The 15,245-nt window shown below is 36.5% G+C and carries 16 protein-coding genes; 9 read left to right on the top strand and 7 right to left on the bottom strand.

Annotated features, from left to right (window positions below):
- Window positions 1-290: 290 nt before the first annotated feature.
- From HUS24_RS16815 to rimI, 7 genes are all read left to right on the top strand, one after another.
- A complete protein-coding gene (locus tag HUS24_RS16815) occupies window positions 291-719 on the top strand; it encodes a type IV pilin protein (protein ID WP_173913098.1) in 429 nt (142 codons plus the stop codon).
- Window positions 713-1,153 (top strand): Tfp pilus assembly protein FimT/FimU, encoded by a 441-nt coding sequence (locus tag HUS24_RS16810; RefSeq protein ID WP_173913097.1) that lies wholly within the window; start codon window positions 713-715, stop codon window positions 1,151-1,153. The genes HUS24_RS16815 and HUS24_RS16810 overlap by 7 nt, the downstream gene beginning before the upstream one ends.
- Complete coding sequence (locus HUS24_RS16805) at window positions 1,134-1,565, top strand: prepilin-type N-terminal cleavage/methylation domain-containing protein (protein WP_173913096.1); 432 nt, start codon at window positions 1,134-1,136, stop codon at window positions 1,563-1,565. Before HUS24_RS16810 ends, HUS24_RS16805 begins: the two co-directional genes overlap by 20 nt.
- A 7-nt stretch (window positions 1,566-1,572) precedes the next feature.
- Window positions 1,573-2,274: a PilW family protein gene (locus tag HUS24_RS16800; protein ID WP_173913095.1), complete on the top strand. Its 702-nt coding sequence runs from the start codon at window positions 1,573-1,575 to the stop codon at window positions 2,272-2,274.
- A 10-nt stretch (window positions 2,275-2,284) separates the two neighbouring features.
- Entirely contained in the window at window positions 2,285-3,742 is a 1,458-nt protein-coding gene (locus HUS24_RS16795) for a hypothetical protein (RefSeq protein ID WP_173913094.1), read from the top strand.
- Between the two features lie 199 nt (window positions 3,743-3,941).
- Window positions 3,942-4,823, top strand: a complete 882-nt coding sequence (locus tag HUS24_RS16790; protein WP_173913093.1) for a metal-dependent hydrolase — start codon at window positions 3,942-3,944, stop codon at window positions 4,821-4,823.
- A 115-nt stretch (window positions 4,824-4,938) separates the two neighbouring features.
- Window positions 4,939-5,397 carry a ribosomal protein S18-alanine N-acetyltransferase gene (gene rimI / locus HUS24_RS16785; protein ID WP_173913092.1) on the top strand — a complete coding sequence of 153 codons (459 nt, stop codon included), beginning with the start codon at window positions 4,939-4,941 and terminating at the stop codon, window positions 5,395-5,397.
- A 14-nt stretch (window positions 5,398-5,411) separates the two neighbouring features.
- Here the strand turns inward: rimI and HUS24_RS16780 are convergent, their stop codons facing one another.
- From HUS24_RS16780 to trxB, 4 genes are all read right to left on the bottom strand, one after another.
- Entirely contained in the window at window positions 5,412-6,227 is an 816-nt protein-coding gene (locus tag HUS24_RS16780) for an arginyltransferase (RefSeq protein ID WP_173913091.1), read from the bottom strand.
- A gap of 39 nt (window positions 6,228-6,266) precedes the next feature.
- Window positions 6,267-6,992 (bottom strand): leucyl/phenylalanyl-tRNA--protein transferase, encoded by a 726-nt coding sequence (gene aat, locus HUS24_RS16775; RefSeq protein ID WP_173913090.1) that lies wholly within the window; start codon window positions 6,990-6,992, stop codon window positions 6,267-6,269.
- A 65-nt stretch (window positions 6,993-7,057) separates the two neighbouring features.
- Entirely contained in the window at window positions 7,058-8,605 is a 1,548-nt protein-coding gene (locus tag HUS24_RS16770; protein ID WP_173913089.1) for a class I SAM-dependent methyltransferase, read from the bottom strand.
- A 219-nt stretch (window positions 8,606-8,824) separates the two neighbouring features.
- The gene (gene trxB / locus HUS24_RS16765) at window positions 8,825-9,781 is read right to left on the bottom strand and encodes a thioredoxin-disulfide reductase (RefSeq protein WP_173913088.1); all 957 of its coding nucleotides are present in this window, start codon (window positions 9,779-9,781) and stop codon (window positions 8,825-8,827) included.
- A gap of 272 nt (window positions 9,782-10,053) precedes the next feature.
- On the opposite strand from trxB, the gene HUS24_RS16760 reads away from it, so the two are divergent.
- Window positions 10,054-13,116 carry a DNA translocase FtsK gene (locus tag HUS24_RS16760; RefSeq protein WP_173913087.1) on the top strand — a complete coding sequence of 1,021 codons (3,063 nt, stop codon included), beginning with the start codon at window positions 10,054-10,056 and terminating at the stop codon, window positions 13,114-13,116.
- A 31-nt stretch (window positions 13,117-13,147) separates the two neighbouring features.
- Here HUS24_RS16760 and HUS24_RS16755 read toward each other — a convergent pair whose 3' ends face one another.
- Window positions 13,148-13,693: a hypothetical protein gene (locus HUS24_RS16755; protein ID WP_254433894.1), complete on the bottom strand. Its 546-nt coding sequence runs from the start codon at window positions 13,691-13,693 to the stop codon at window positions 13,148-13,150.
- A 121-nt stretch (window positions 13,694-13,814) separates the two neighbouring features.
- Between HUS24_RS16755 and HUS24_RS16750 the strand changes: the two genes are divergently transcribed.
- Window positions 13,815-14,438 carry a LysE family transporter gene (locus tag HUS24_RS16750; RefSeq protein ID WP_173913085.1) on the top strand — a complete coding sequence of 208 codons (624 nt, stop codon included), beginning with the start codon at window positions 13,815-13,817 and terminating at the stop codon, window positions 14,436-14,438.
- 60 nt (window positions 14,439-14,498) lie between these two features.
- Here HUS24_RS16750 and HUS24_RS16745 read toward each other — a convergent pair whose 3' ends face one another.
- Both HUS24_RS16745 and minE read right to left on the bottom strand, forming a co-directional pair.
- Window positions 14,499-14,786 (bottom strand): PA4642 family protein, encoded by a 288-nt coding sequence (locus tag HUS24_RS16745; RefSeq protein ID WP_173913084.1) that lies wholly within the window; start codon window positions 14,784-14,786, stop codon window positions 14,499-14,501.
- 186 nt (window positions 14,787-14,972) lie between these two features.
- Window positions 14,973-15,245 (bottom strand): cell division topological specificity factor MinE, encoded by a 273-nt coding sequence (minE, locus tag HUS24_RS16740; protein WP_065994241.1) that lies wholly within the window; start codon window positions 15,243-15,245, stop codon window positions 14,973-14,975.

The raw sequence follows: 15,245 nt of genomic DNA, 5'->3' as shown, positions 1-15,245 counted from the left end.
TTTAAACTCAATTACCAAAAATTATACTGTCAAGTAAATATTAAATCTTATTATTTAGGTCTGGATTATTATCTGTAAAAATTAACATAATAATATTTAAGTGTGAATGTTATAACAAAAACAACATTAAAAGAGATTTATTTAATTGAATATAATAAAATTGTTAACGAGTTAAACTATTGATTAATAATAATTTTTTATCATTTTTTTAATACCATTCGTCGCTTATCATTCATTGAAAACTCATTTACTTAATATGATATGTTTTATTTTTGTAAGAGATATTTAAAATGAAAAAGGCGTATGGGTTTACACTCATTGAATTAATGGTTGTAATTGTTATTATTGCGATTTTAGCAGCCATCGCCTTACCATCATATTCGCAATATATTACTAAAGCTAAAACTAAAAATGCGAGTGCGGATTTAATAACACTGAGTGTTGTTTTAGAGGGGCTTTATCAACGCAGTTTAAAATATCCAATTCCAATCACAAACCCTACCACTACCACCGCGGAAACTAAAACTTTTGCGGCAGGATGGCAACCAACGGAATCAGAAACTTTTGATTATACCGTGAATATGACAGAAAGTAGTTATGCATTGACGGCTACAGGAAAAACTGGAAGTCGTAATGCCGGTTGTACTTTGAGTTTGGATAATACGAATACACGTACAATTTCAGGTGCAATGGGGTGCGGTGGAGTTAATTCATGGTAAATCTACAGAAAGGGATTACCTTAATCGAATTAATGATCGTTGTGGCAATTTTATTATTGTCTATTTTTGCAGTAATCCCTTTTTCACAGGCATGGATTGCAAATAATCAGATCATGAAAACTGAAAAAATGTTTTTAGAGGCGTATGAACGTACTAAAAATGAGGCAATTCGTAATCCTCAAGGAATTAAGCAAGATTCAACCCAAGCTGTTGCTAGTTTAAAAGTTGATAATACAAATAAAATAATTCAGGTTGTAAACAGCTTAGATCGTACTTTATGGGAAGTTGCTGTCCCTACACGCACCTCAATCAATTTAACAAATAGTTGCCTTAATCAAATTAAGCTCAATAACAATGCACATGTGATGACTTCAGGTTGTACAACTTATACGATTTCAGCAAGTGGAGGAACAGATGCTCAAGGAAGCTTATAAAAAATCCCCATATTTTAAAAACCAAAAGGGTATCAGTTTGATAGAGGTTTTAGTTTCTATGTTGTTGATGTCGATTATTGGTTTGGGCGCTGCGTTTGTTACTGGACGAACTGCTGTTATGCATCGTGATCAAAACATTCATTTACATACAGTAAATCAGCTACGTGCTGAGCTAGAAGAAAATGGGTGTAATAGCGTGGTAGGACAACATGATTTACAAATAGAAATTGCAGATCAAAGTATTTCTTTAAATTGTGAGGTAGAAGACAATGGATATACCGTCTCAGCATTTGATCATGTCAATAATGGCGTAAAGTCCTCTGGTGTGAATGAAATTATCGTACGTTCTACCGCATTAAGTATTGCAGATACAGATACGTTTGTACCTGTGAAAGTGCAAATGACGCCCTAGGTGAAATATGAAATATTCAGCATTTATTCACCAACGTGGTGTGGGATTAATAGAGTTATTAATTGCCCTTACGCTCTCTATCATCATTATTTTAGCTATGCTTAGGGCTTTTGTTGTTACGGGAAAAGTCACAGCGACTGCTAGTCAGGGTGCGAGAACAGACAGTGGTTTGATGCTAGGCTTAATTACGACTGATCGAATTTTACAGGGTATTGGCTATAATTTAGTAGATACCACCCAAGGTTACGGTGTGAACTTTCAGGTTTTTGCAGAGGATGGCACTGCACTCAATAAAGGGCGAGTGGGTAAGATATTGGTATGGAAAATAACCTCAGATAAATGTCAAGCTTTGGTCAGCAAAGCCAATAGTTTAAAAATTTTTGGTGAAAGCGAAGGATATGATTGTACCAGTTTAGCTCAGCCATCAGAAACGACCTCTTCAAGAGAAATTATTCAAAATAACAGCGCAGGATTAACAAATAACAATAATCAAATCGGACGTATTGATATTAAAGTTCAAGACGCTACAAGTCCTTGTTTTCCATTTGGTATTGCTGATCAAACTGTGGCAGTGAGTACAAGTACAGAAGTTGAAGCAACGCAAGGGGGGAAATATCAGGTTGTTCTGATAGCACATCCTTATGCTGCAAGTACAGAAAGTACTTCAGAACCTATTCAAAACATTACGTGCTTGTTTAATTTTAAATAAGGGGCAAGACATGAAAGTTATTTTAAATAATAAACACTTATCTCACCAATCACATCATTCTTTTGCACAGTCAGGTTTTTCATCATTATTATTTGTGGTTTTAGTTGGAATGTCTTTAACAGCCTTGTCTGTTGGCTATTTATCGACAACCCGTAGTATGCAATCAAGTGCAATAACGGTACATGCTCAAACACAGGCGCAAATGAATGCAATGGTAGGTGTTCAAGCAGTCTCTCGTTTTTTAAAGACAATGAATCAAAATGAACTCAATAAAACAGTGAAAGGGAAGGTAACAGATAGTTCAGGAGAGATTGTTAACACCTATACCAAAGTTGCGGCATGTACATTAGAAAATCAATATTGTTATGATATTGAAGGAAAAAGCGGTGGAGCGACAAGTATTATTCGCGCTCAATATAATTTCGCAAAAGAAATAAAACCTCAATCTGTAGCAGGGACAATTTTTGCTGGTGGTTTAGTGGTGGGAGGCTCCGCTACCTTTAAAGGTGAAGAAGGAGATGACGTTACAATTTTTGTAGGGGGGAGTAATGCAGGTAAAGTGACTAATACCGCTGGTAAAGAAGTAGCATTAGATCATATCGATGTTCAAGAGTTTAATGGAAATTTAGAAGTAGCCACTGCAACGATGCTAAGGAGTTCTGCAAACTATATTTTTACCAGAAATAGTGCAGGTGCAATAGCATGTTTTAGAAATAACTTAAATGTATCTGGGACAAATATTACTGTTGAAACAGCAATTACCTGTCCAAGCCAAGGTGTTACCTTGAATTCAGGTATTTGGACTTTTGATAGTTCCAAAGCCAACTTAGCAGGCGTAATTTGGTTTGATGGGGATGTAAAATTGCAATTAAACTCAACTCCTTCAGATTATGTGAACTCCGTGTTAGCAGTAGGGTCGGTAACAACAGAATTATCAAAGGGGAATAGTGCAGGAGCTTATAATATTTATGCGCCATTACATTACTTATTAACTGCTACAAATAGTCAGATTAAAAGTCGTTTAGAAAAAGTATGTCCACAGGATAACTATCCAATACAATATTGTAAGCCTTATAGTTTAAGTGATAGAAACTTATTAACATCAATTGATTTTTTTTATAATAATCGTGATAAGTATTTAAATAATATAGATGCTTTCCCTGCAAATTTGGCAAATATTTTATTTCTAACTGACGCATCATTTGCTATTGATGCAGCTAATAAAACAGAGATGAATTTATTTGGTAATATTTTAGGCACCCAAGGTGCAGGCGGAACAGGTAAGGCATCGGGCAAAATTACCGGAACTGGAAATATCAATATTAAAGGAAATTTGGTCGTAACAGGCACTTTGACGACAGAGGTTCAAGGGAATATGACCATTACTTTAGGGAAAAGTAACTCCTCAGGGAATAATATTCCAAGCATTAAAAGTGTCTTAAAAGCTGGCGCAATACGCTATATGTAAAATCTTTCCAGTTGTATTTTATAAAAATAAGTTTTGGCTACTTAGTTAGCCAAAACTTAAATTTTTAATCTTCATGTCCTAAACTGATATTTGTATGACCTTATCTGCACTTATCTAAACTTCATAAAGTCGTAATATAAAAATGTAGAAAAACAAACATAAGTTTTTGGTGTGAGAACGCCATTTAGGAGTAACTGTAATGAATGCCAAAGTAAATATCTCCAATAGAGCAGGAGCTACTTTCCCTGTTCGTCGCATGAATTTTAATTTTGAAAATGTTCCTGAATATTGGATGAATGGATCGGCAGGTTTAACTCATTTTATGACTGGTTTATCAGCATTATTCCCAGCTGGTGAAAAGTTATTTATTGACTCTGTGCGCGCAGTGCGTCATTACCCTGAAATTAAAGACAATGAAGCATTACAAAAAGAAATTAGCGCTTTTATTGGTCAAGAAGCCATGCATACCCAAGAACATGTGGGATTTAACCAATCAGCACAAAAATATGGTCATGATGTTGGAAGTTTAGAGCAACATACTGACTGGCTTATTCAAAGTGCACGTAAGGTTTTTGGTAAAGTTGTTAAACCATTTGGTATGACACAAGAAATGGTAGACTTAACAGCAACCACAGCTTTAGAGCATTTTACCGCAACAATCGCTTCTGAATTATTACGTAATCCTCATATTCAGGAATTGATGACAGATGAAACCATGAAGTATCTATGGTTGTGGCATGCGATTGAAGAAAATGAGCACAAAGCAGTAGCCTATGATGTGTACGAAGAAGTTTTTGGACGTGGGCTAAAATCATATGCACTACGTAATACCGCTTTAGTTGTAGCCATGGGATTGATTCTTCTTGAGCAATCTTCATTTGTTTATAAACTTTTAAAAGCGGATAACAAAGTCAATATGAAAGAGTTAGGTTCAATCTACAAATATGCTTATAGTCCATCGAAAGGGATTATTGCTGGGATGGTCAAAGAAATGTTGATGTATTTTAAACCAGGCTTCCACCCAAATGATTTGGATACAAAAGAATTATTAGAAACATGGAAGACTAAATTAGGTCTTTAAACTAATTTATTAAAAATAAATAAAAGGAAGATTTCTATGAATCTTCCTTTTTTATTAGACTTCTGTAGAGAAATTCTTATAATTCGCTTTTTACTCTAAAAGATGATGAACGAAGATGATTCGTTTGATGCAAGCAGCTGACTTAAATACTGTTTCTGAGATTGAAAACTTAGTCCAATCTCATCCTTGGACGCAGCATCAATTTCAGGAAGCTATTGAAAGTTATCAAAGTACGGTGCTGGATATACAAGGTGAGGTCGTTGCTTTTTGTATTTTACAGCCTGTTTTGGATGAAGCGAATTTATTATTAATGGCAGTCCATCCACAGCATCAAGGTCAGGGTTTTGGCTATCAACTTTTAGCAGAATCTATTCAATTATTAAAAAATAATCCGATCCAAATTTTTTTAGAAGTACGTGAGTCCAATCAAGCTGCAATAGCTTTATATGAGAAATCTGATTTTCATCAAATTGACCTGCGTAAAAATTATTATCCAAATAAAGATGGTAGTCGAGAACATGCCATTATCATGGTAAAAACATGTGCGGATGATTTTTCACAACTGTTCAAATAATAGAAAAAATATTTTTATTTTATAATTGGTTCATTCCACTCTGAAGGAAGGGTAGTCATCAGCATATCACCTAATTTTTTGATTTCTTCTTGATCTAAATGTCGGCTAATATGTCGCCATTGTCCATCTAGCAATAACTCAAAAGGTGCATATTGTGATTTATAATTCATCTTTTGTGAGTGTGGAACCCAATAGCCTAAGTAAACATAGGCTTGTTGCAAAGATTTAACATATTCAATCTGTTTTAAAATAGCAAAAACACCGAGAGAACGACGACTTTCGTCAGGATCAAAGAAAGTATAAACAGCCGAAACGCCATCATCAAGGTTGTCACACGTAGAAACACAAATGAGACGATCATCTTTCCAGAGCTCTAAAAAAAAGCTATCACTACAACTATGAATTAAAAACTTTTCAAATTGATCATAACTCGGTGGGAACATGTCGCCATCTGCGTGGCGTTCATTAATGTAGCGTTCGTACAGCTTGTAATGGGTAATGTTGGCATCTTGTGTAGAAACAATTTTCATCTCTAAATCTTGATTGCGTTTCCATGCTTTTTTTTGTGCACTGTTCATTTTAAATTCTTTTACAGGAACACGACAGGACAGACATTGGCGACACAAATGACATTCTGGACGATACACAAAATCACCACTACGGCGAAACCCCATGCGTGAGAGTTCTGATAAGGTCACAACATTAATACGATGTGCAGGGTCTAAAAAAACCATACGTGCTGATTTATTTTCTAAGTAGCTACAGTCGTGTGGTGGGGTAATATAATATTGTAAGTCATTCAAATGGGACTTTGGGTGATATGAGTTCATAACGAGATGCCCCTCTTGGTTTTCCTATCCAGTTATTTTTCAGTCCATGAGTTTTGCAGTTAGTGCTATTGTTTTACTTGAAAATACACGTTCTTGATAGCTTTTCCAATCTATAGCAGGGTGTTTAATTACATCTTGTAACGATTTTAAGTACGCTTGGCGAGAAAGTGTACATGCACCTAAGCTGAGTAAGTGATCATTGACCAATTGGCAGTCAATCCAAGGCAGTTGATTTTCTCGTCCAAGCAACATCAGAGTATAAAAAGCCATTTTAGAAACGTCAGTTTGTGTGCTAAACATGGATTCACCGAAGCAACCATGCCCTATGGTTACGCCATATAAACCACCAACTAATTTTTCTTGATCCCAAACTTCAACACTATAAGCATAACCTTCCTGAAAGAGTTCACAATAGCCCTGAATAATATCTTCAGAAATCCATGTTTCATCCGCATAACTACGCGGCAGGGAACAAGCGCGAATAACTTGATCAAAAGCTTGGTTAATCGTAATTTTATAGTCGAACTTTTTCATATTACGAATTAATGACTTACTAGGATGATAGTCGAGTGGACGAATAATACAGCGCGGTTCAGGACTCCACCAACAAATCGGATCACCTTCTGAAAACCAAGGAAATAAACCATGTGAATAGGCTTCAAATAAAGTAGAAGGGTGCAAGTCAGCACCAATACAAATTAGTCCTTCGCCTTCAGGGTCAGATTGTACGGGGTCTGGAAAAACAAATTTTGATGGACTTAACATAGTGACTAACTTAAAAAAGATCAGCTTTATATTAGCTGATCTTTTTCTTTACCTATAGCAAGCGTTTAGGCAAATAGTTTTAATTGTTTGGCAATTTTAATTAAATCACTATCTAAAAAAACTTGAGCTTTGTTTTGTAAAAATTTCAAACTTTGTGCTTTATCTTGAATAGTTGTACCTTGATCGACCACAAACCAACCGAGTTGATCTAAAACATTTTGTACATATTCAGCGAATTGTTTTGCAGTTTTTAAACCATCCATAAAGTGTGCACGATAAAACAGTTGTGTAAATTGGTCTGTGCTTAAGCCAATACCCGAAATCGGACAAGCTAAGACTTGATAATTGTTATGAAAGCTGGCTTGTTCAAGAATAAAACGATTCAACTGATGAGCATGGTCAAGCATTTCTTGTGAAGTTTCTGCTTGACAAGGTTGTGCTAAACCTAGATGACATAAAATCACCAAAGCATTTAAGATCTTAGCATAAGGTTGGTCGGGAAGTTGTTTTTCTATATTGGCAATAGTTTGTGGTACGTAATTTTCTTGTTTGAAAAATTTACCAAGTGGCTCATAGACATCTTGAATTAAATTAAATTCACCTAAATACCCAGAAATCGTTTTAGGGAAATTTTCAGGCGCAGTTAAAATCACAAAAGCAGTATTTCGCAAACGTTCCTGAGTTTGTAATGGCGTTAATGTATTTTTACCACGAATAAATAAATCACGTCTAAATTGGGTATTCGCAAAATAATCACGACATTGTTCTTTAAAAATCGGATGTTCGATTTGATTTAAAAACTGCTGATGTTCCTCAGAAAAGTTGATGTTATCTAAATGTGTATTTAAATCTGTTGAACCTGCATAAGTCAGTTTGACATCTTCTAAAATACGCACAACTTGTTGAAATGAAAAACATTGCCAATCTTGGTTGAGGTATTCATGAATCAGATAATTCGGATTTTGTTTTTGTAAATCTTGAACTTTATTTAAAGCATTTGGGTTACGTTTAGCAAAATTTGGACTTTGGGCCAATAGTGCTTCACTAAACGCCAAAGAATCTTTTACTTTTTGAATAGGATTGGTGCTGGTGCTGTTGAATTTAAAATGGCTATGGAACAGCTCACGAATCGGCATATTGGCTGCCCAACCTGTGAGGCAATTATAGCTGATATACACAATACCATTCGGTTTTAGATATTTACGGATAAATTTTAAAATAATATGTTGATTTTCATGACTAATCCAACTCCAAATTCCATGTAAGCTAATAGAATCCAACATTGGTAAGTCTTTATTTAACAGTTCTTCAAAACTGGCATCATAAAACTGATGTGGTGTATGACTCTGTTCTGCAAGCATAGTAGCATGTGCTGCGTGTGCTGGATTAAAATCTGTACCAATAAACAAGCCTAAGTTTGAAGCAGCATGAATATTTAGGCTGACACCTTGCCCAAAACCCAATTCACAATGTAAATGTGATTCATTCGAGGCTGGACTATCTACGCCATTGAGTAATAAGCAAAATTTTTGATAATTCGGGCTTAAATCTTTGTAATAACCGTATGTATAATTTACTTCAGTTTGATAACCGTCTGTCCAAGTGTTACTCATTTTTTACCCTTTAAAATGCAAATTTTAATCAAATTTATTGTGGGAGCTAATCGTGTAAAAGCCTTATTAAGATGCTATATGTTGGCATTAAAAAGCAATATTATTTTATCAAGGAATGATTTTATTTTGTCTGTGCACATGAATAAATGAATACTTCAATATCAACATATTATATCTAAAGAAAACCGCCAGTTTAGGCGGTTTTCTAAGCACTGAAAATTATTTTTCTAGACTATCTAAATAACGATCTGCATCCAATGCTGCCATACAACCAGAACCTGCAGATGTAATTGCTTGACGATATACATCATCTGCTACGTCACCTGCAGCGAATACACCTGCTACAGAGGTTGCAGTCGCATTGCCTGCTGTGCCGCTGTGTACTTGGATATAACCATTGCGAAGTTCAAGTTGACCATCAAACATTGCGGTATTTGGTTTGTGACCAATGGCTACGAATAAACCTGTAACGGCAACGTCTTGAGTTGAATCGTCTTGAGTTGATTTTAAGCGTACTGAGGTTACACCAGATGCATCATCGCCGAGTACTTCTTCAACAGCATGGTTCCAAATGATGCTAATTTTACCTTCTTTTTCTTTCTCAAACAGATGGTCTTGTAGAATTTTTTCAGAACGTAATTTGTCACGACGATGTACCAAAGTAACATGCGATGCAATATTTGATAAATATAAAGCTTCTTCAACAGCAGTATTACCACCACCGACAACCATCACATTTTGGTTTTTGTAGAAGAAACCATCACAGGTTGCACAAGCGCTGACACCTTGACCCATGAAGGCTTGTTCTGACTCTAAACCTAAATACTGTGCTGTTGCGCCTGTTGCGATAATTAAGGCATCACAAGTATATTCTTCCATATCACCTTTCAGGACAAATGGGCGAACTTTTAAATCCACTTCATTGATATGGTCATATAAAATTTCTGTACCAAAACGTTCAGCATGGGCTTGCATACGTTCCATTAATGCAGGACCTGTTAAGCCTTCTGGATCGCCTGGCCAGTTATCTACTTCAGTTGTTGTCGTTAACTGACCACCCAATTGCATACCCGCAATTAACGTCGGTTTTAAATTGGCACGAGCAGCATAAACAGCAGCACTATAACCCGCAGGGCCAGAACCTAAAATAATTAAACGTGAGTGACGAGCGCTCATTTATGCCTTCCTTTTTATATCAGAAAATATAGAATCTGTTAAAATTATACGTGAAAGTTTAGTCGGATGGGGGCTGTTTGATGTCGATAAAACTGATGATCTAAATCGAATTGAACCATATACCGAATATATACAAATAAGTTAACAACATACTGCAACAATCTTGCATCTTTTTTGTAAGAACAGGTGCATAATATAAAGATTTCTTCTTTAAAGATAGCGCTTCGCTTCAATAAAAGAATATTGATGATTCATTGGTTACAGGACAGTATATGACTGCGGTGTCAAGTGTTTATCCACAGCGATTGGTATTAACCTTATTCTTGATTTCATTTGGGATATATCTGTTTTTGGCAACAGTGACCTATACGCCTTTTGATCCAGGTTGGATGCATATTTCAAGTGATACCCAACAAGTCTCAAATGCCAGTGGTGTGGCAGGGGCGTGGATTGCAGATCTGCTTTTTGGCTTTTTAGGCTGGGCAAGTTTACTTATTCCGTTTTATTTATTTGCAGAAGCGATACAAGTTTGGTGGCCAAGAAGCTTTTTGAATCGACCTTTTCGTTATGCTGCGCAATTTTTTATTTTATTAACCACTGCGAGTTTATTGTACTTACTGTGGAATGTCCCAGCAGACACTTTAGCCAATGCCTCAGGTGGTATCATCGGTTATGAACTGGGTGAAAGCTTATCCCAATTGCTGACAATTTATGGTGCATGTGCATTTTTACTGTTATTGCTGGGTGTTTTGTTTACTTTGGCTTTTGGAATTCAGTGGAATAAAACATGGGCAACTCTTAAAGCAACCCCTGCATATTTACAGGATTTATTTTATAAAAATGTGCCCGAAAGTGAATCTGCTTATGACCTAACTGCAAATACCAAACCAGTCGTAAAATCCAAAAAGAAAGAAAATAACCAACAACACGAACATACTGAAGTTGTTGCGGAAATGAACACCAGTAAAACTCCGCCAGCAAGCAAACATGAGCAAGCAGCAGAACGTTTGTTTGAGGACATGGTGGATCAAGAACAGCAAGTTCAACAAACTTTATTGGTTGAAAATGAAATTGATGATGAAGAATTAGAAAAAACTTTAGCTAAAGCGCATCGTTTAGAGCAAGAAAGTAAAAGGTTTGTCCCTACAGGCGAAGTTTGGAAACCTTTAGATCAAAATCAAGATCATAATCGAGATATTGACGCTTTACTGCGTGCCTCAGAAGATGACCAAATTACTTTAAACACCCAAACTGATAGCATTAATCCAACCATTCATACAGCACAAAATACTACGACTTTTAAACAGTCAATACATGATGCTAAAGACTTGGATTGGGATGATGATCAAGTCTTTGATGACTTATTGGCGGTTGTTCCAAATGATCAGGTTGCAACCGATGTGCATCGTCCATTTAGTCAAACTTCAGAACAAAATTTAGTTACGAATTTTTCAGAATTTGATCAAGTGGCTGCAACCGTTGAAAGTCATACGGTAAGCAACCAACACGCACACAATTTAGCTGCGGAATTAGATAATTTGGCACATCTCGCTGATGTGTCAGTGAATGAGCCTATGGTTCAGCCAGAGGTTCGTACAACCAGCAGTTATGCCCAATCCTCACCCTTGGTTAGAGCTGAGATTCAAACCAATTTAATGACTTCAACCGTATCAGAGGAAGAAAAATCACGTATTTCCTCAAATAAAGATGCGTTTAGAGAGGCTTGGCAAGAAACAGCAGGTAAGCCTATCGATGAAGATATAGAAGATAAATTTGACCTTGATGCACCATTGACAGATGCTTTTGGTCGTCCTATGTCGCGTGCTATGCAAGTGGCGCAAAAGCGGAAAGATTTACCAACCTTGCCAGGTTATGAATTATTAGACAAAGTTGATCCAAATAAAAAAGTAAACTATACCGCTGAACAATTGGCTCGTTTATCTGAGTTATTAGAGATCAAACTACAAGAGTTTAATATCAAAGCCAAAGTGATCGAGGCGCAACCGGGTCCGGTCGTTACACGCTTTGAACTGGATTTAGCACCGGGTGTAAAAGCTTCTAAAGTAACCAATATTTCACGAGATTTAGCACGTTCTATGTCGATGGCATCGGTACGTGTGGTAGAGGTTATTCCAGGTAAACCTTATATCGGGATCGAAGTGCCGAATAGCGCACGTGAAATGGTACGCTTGATTGAGTTATTGGAAATGCCTGCCTTCAAAGACCCTGCTGGCTTACTTTCAATGGCAATGGGTAAAGATATTTCAGGCAGTCCCGTCATTACTGACTTGGGTAAAGCGCCACACATGTTGGTTGCAGGGACAACAGGTTCAGGTAAATCGGTTGCAGTTAACTCGATGATTCTGTCTATGCTTTTGAAATATACACCCGATCAATTACGTTTAATTTTAATTGATCCAAAACAATTGGAACTTGCTAACTATAATGATATTCCACACTTATTAACACCAGTTGTGACGGACATGAAAGATGCGGTGAGTGCGTTGAATTGGTGTGTAAATGAGATGGAGCGCCGTTATAAGTTAATGTCATTTTTAAAAATTCGTAAATTGGCAGACTATAATCGCAAAGTTGAAGAAGCCATCGCCAATGGTGAGGATTTGATTGACCCAACATGGAAAGCCAGTGATTCGGCAACACAAGAACGTGCGCCACGTTTAACACCATTACCTTCAATTGTGATTGTTGCTGATGAATTTGCGGATATGATTATGCAAGTCGGTAAAAAAGCAGAAGAAATGATTACCCGTTTGGCACAAAAATCTCGTGCAGCAGGGATTCATTTGCTGCTTGCAACGCAACGACCTTCAGTTGACGTGATTACTGGTTTGATCAAAGCCAATATTCCAACGCGTGTGGCTTTACGTGTAAACAGTAAGATTGATTCCCGTACCATTTTAGATGCAGGTGGCGCAGAGGACTTGCTTGGTCATGGTGACATGTTGTTCTTAGGGCCGGGTAAGATCGAACCTGAGCGAGTGCATGGGGCATTTATTTCTGATGATGAGGTGAATCGAATTTGTGATGCGTGGCGTGAGCGAGGTGATCCAGATTATGTGGATGAAATTTTAACGCCATACGATGAAGAACCAGCTTCGAAAGGTTTTGAGGATGGCGATGGTGACCCAAACCGAGATGCTTTGTATGACCAATGTGTGTCATTTGTACTAGAAACACGTAAAGTATCCGTATCTTCCTTACAACGTAAGTTTAGTTTGGGATATAACCGAGCTGCACGTATTGTAGATCAAATGGAAGAACAGGGCATCGTCAGCAGTATGGGGCCGAATGGTAAACGAGAAATTTTAGTTTAATTTAAATGCCAAGTTGCAATGCGCTTCGGGTTCATTGCAACTGTCCTGTGAGTTCTAGGTAAATTGACAGGAGTAACAATAACCACATGATTGCTCCAAAAATCATCAAAATAATGTGTACTGTTTTAAATTTTTCTTGCTCAATCGTTTCTATATTTTCAGTATATCGTTTTGCATAGTTGAGTGCCATAAAAGCAGGAATATAAAAAAGTACACTGCAAATATACAAAATAAAATAAGGTGCAGGTAGATAAGACAAATATGAAAAAACCATAACACCTAAAAACATCCAACCTGATGAAAATCTTTTGCAATAGCCTTGTTGTTGTGCATATTTTCGGATTCTTTCAAAAAGTCCATAAAGAAAAAATATTGAAAAAATGGCACGAAAAGCAGGTTGAATATCAAGTTGATCTTTTTGTAGAAAGAAACGCCAAGCTTTAAACATCCACCAAATATTGTAGAAACCCAATGAGAGTACTGAAAGCAATATAAATTGCTTTAAATTTAAAAGTGTTTGATCTTCAGTTCGAATATGCTGGGAGTTGAGCGTTGAAGTTTTATTTAAATTTGTCATGTTATTTTTCATTATAAATTGTGACGAAATTCTAAAATTAATTTACTGATTTCGCAATTCATAAATTTAGTTGAGATATATTTTGCGATAAAATAGTTTTTTATTCCCAAGGTCGTTCAGTATGTGGTTGGCATTAAGCACTTTAGTTTTTATTCATTTTTGTGCCTTGATTACCCCTGGTCCAGACTTCTTTGTGGTGACGCAAACGGCAATCAGCCGTTCTCGTACTCAAGCGATGTGTGTGGTGTTGGGAATTACCGTTGCAGTGTTGCTGTGGGCATTCTTTGCATTAATTGGTTTAAATATTATTTTTGAGAAGTTTGTTTGGCTGAAACAAATTATGATGGTTTTAGGTGGGTTGTATTTGTGTTGGCTGGGTTTTCAAATGTTAAAATCCGCATTTTCAAAACAAAAAGTCAGCACTGAAATTCTAAATATAGAACTTCCACAAAGTCATGTTCGATTTTTTATCAAAGGTTTATTCACGAATTTATCAAATCCAAAAGCGGTGATTTATTTTGGTAGTGTATTTTCGATGTTTTTAGCTAATCCTCAACTGGATCATTTACATGCAGTGATGTGGGTGATTATCGGTATAGAAACTTTGTTATGGTTTAGCTTCGTGGTGTTTGTGTTTTCATTACCAAGCTTTAAAATAGCCTATCAAAATGCAGCCAAATGGATTGATGGTGTATCAGGGGGCATTTTTACAGCTTTTGGTGCTTATTTGATTGCAAATAAGTAGTTGAAACTATTTAAATAAAAAACCTGCATAAATTGCAGGTTTTATTTTTATAGCTTCAGATTAAGCAAATTTTGCTAAGACTTCTAAAAAGCTATCTTTTTGACGTGGAAATTGTGCGATCACGTCATGAATGCGTTGACCTTCAGGATTGGTTGCATTGATATCACGACCATCTGCTTTAAATTGAACCAATAGGCGTTCATAGTCTGCTGGACGCATATGTTTAAAAGCATGATAAAGTACATGAAAATCAGCATTTACACCTTCAGGAGGAAGTTGATTGAGATAGGCAAAAACACGCTCGTCTGACCATTCTTCATTGAAAGTTGCTGGCTGTGAAAGTGCCATAACAGCATCTCCTCAAATTCTATTTTTAAATATTAAAAAGGCAAAAATAGGGCAGAAAAAGCCTATTAGCTCAATCTGCCCACTCGAAGCACAGCTTCTTGTCTTGCGACAGGGCGAAGCAGTGCTTCGCTAATCCTGTCTCATATTTTGCCTTGAATCAATTCACTTGACTAATCAATAATGAAATTAACGTTCTTCAGGTAAATTGATATTCATTTCTAACATTTCAATGTTTGCTTCTGAACGGACAGACATTTGAATGTGTTGTTCATCCACACCACGCACATAGCGGTTAACCACCTGCATGATTTCTTTTTTCATTTGGTCAATTTTATCTTGACTCAAACGTTTGCCTAAACCTTGTTCAGATGCAACAATGACTTTTAAACGATCTTTAGCAGTTTGTGCGCTCGAAGGCTTTTCATCACCGCTAAATAACTTACTCCAAAATCCTGCCAT

Origin of the sequence: Acinetobacter sp. Marseille-Q1618, from assembly GCF_902809855.1 — a bacterium.
Taxonomy (GTDB): Bacteria; Pseudomonadota; Gammaproteobacteria; order Pseudomonadales; family Moraxellaceae; genus Acinetobacter.
This window is presented reverse-complemented; position numbering and strand designations above follow the sequence as displayed.

Coding starts and splice junctions, on each gene's coding strand:
- HUS24_RS16805 (WP_173913096.1), top strand. CDS start 1,134: ATGCTCAAGGAAGCTTATAAAAAATCCCCATATTTTAAAAACCAAAAG.
- HUS24_RS16780 (WP_173913091.1), bottom strand. CDS start 6,227: ATGAACTCATATCACCCAAAGTCCCATTTGAATGACTTACAATATTAT.
- HUS24_RS16760 (WP_173913087.1), top strand. CDS start 10,054: ATGACTGCGGTGTCAAGTGTTTATCCACAGCGATTGGTATTAACCTTA.
- HUS24_RS16770 (WP_173913089.1), bottom strand. CDS start 8,605: ATGAGTAACACTTGGACAGACGGTTATCAAACTGAAGTAAATTATACA.
- trxB (WP_173913088.1), bottom strand. CDS start 9,781: ATGAGCGCTCGTCACTCACGTTTAATTATTTTAGGTTCTGGCCCTGCG.
- HUS24_RS16750 (WP_173913085.1), top strand. CDS start 13,815: ATGTGGTTGGCATTAAGCACTTTAGTTTTTATTCATTTTTGTGCCTTG.
- HUS24_RS16815 (WP_173913098.1), top strand. CDS start 291: ATGAAAAAGGCGTATGGGTTTACACTCATTGAATTAATGGTTGTAATT.
- minE (WP_065994241.1), bottom strand. CDS start 15,245: ATGGCAGGATTTTGGAGTAAGTTATTTAGCGGTGATGAAAAGCCTTCG.
- HUS24_RS16800 (WP_173913095.1), top strand. CDS start 1,573: ATGAAATATTCAGCATTTATTCACCAACGTGGTGTGGGATTAATAGAG.
- HUS24_RS16745 (WP_173913084.1), bottom strand. CDS start 14,786: ATGGCACTTTCACAGCCAGCAACTTTCAATGAAGAATGGTCAGACGAG.
- HUS24_RS16810 (WP_173913097.1), top strand. CDS start 713: ATGGTAAATCTACAGAAAGGGATTACCTTAATCGAATTAATGATCGTT.
- rimI (WP_173913092.1), top strand. CDS start 4,939: ATGATTCGTTTGATGCAAGCAGCTGACTTAAATACTGTTTCTGAGATT.
- HUS24_RS16795 (WP_173913094.1), top strand. CDS start 2,285: ATGAAAGTTATTTTAAATAATAAACACTTATCTCACCAATCACATCAT.
- HUS24_RS16755 (WP_254433894.1), bottom strand. CDS start 13,693: ATGACAAATTTAAATAAAACTTCAACGCTCAACTCCCAGCATATTCGA.
- HUS24_RS16790 (WP_173913093.1), top strand. CDS start 3,942: ATGAATGCCAAAGTAAATATCTCCAATAGAGCAGGAGCTACTTTCCCT.
- aat (WP_173913090.1), bottom strand. CDS start 6,992: ATGTTAAGTCCATCAAAATTTGTTTTTCCAGACCCCGTACAATCTGAC.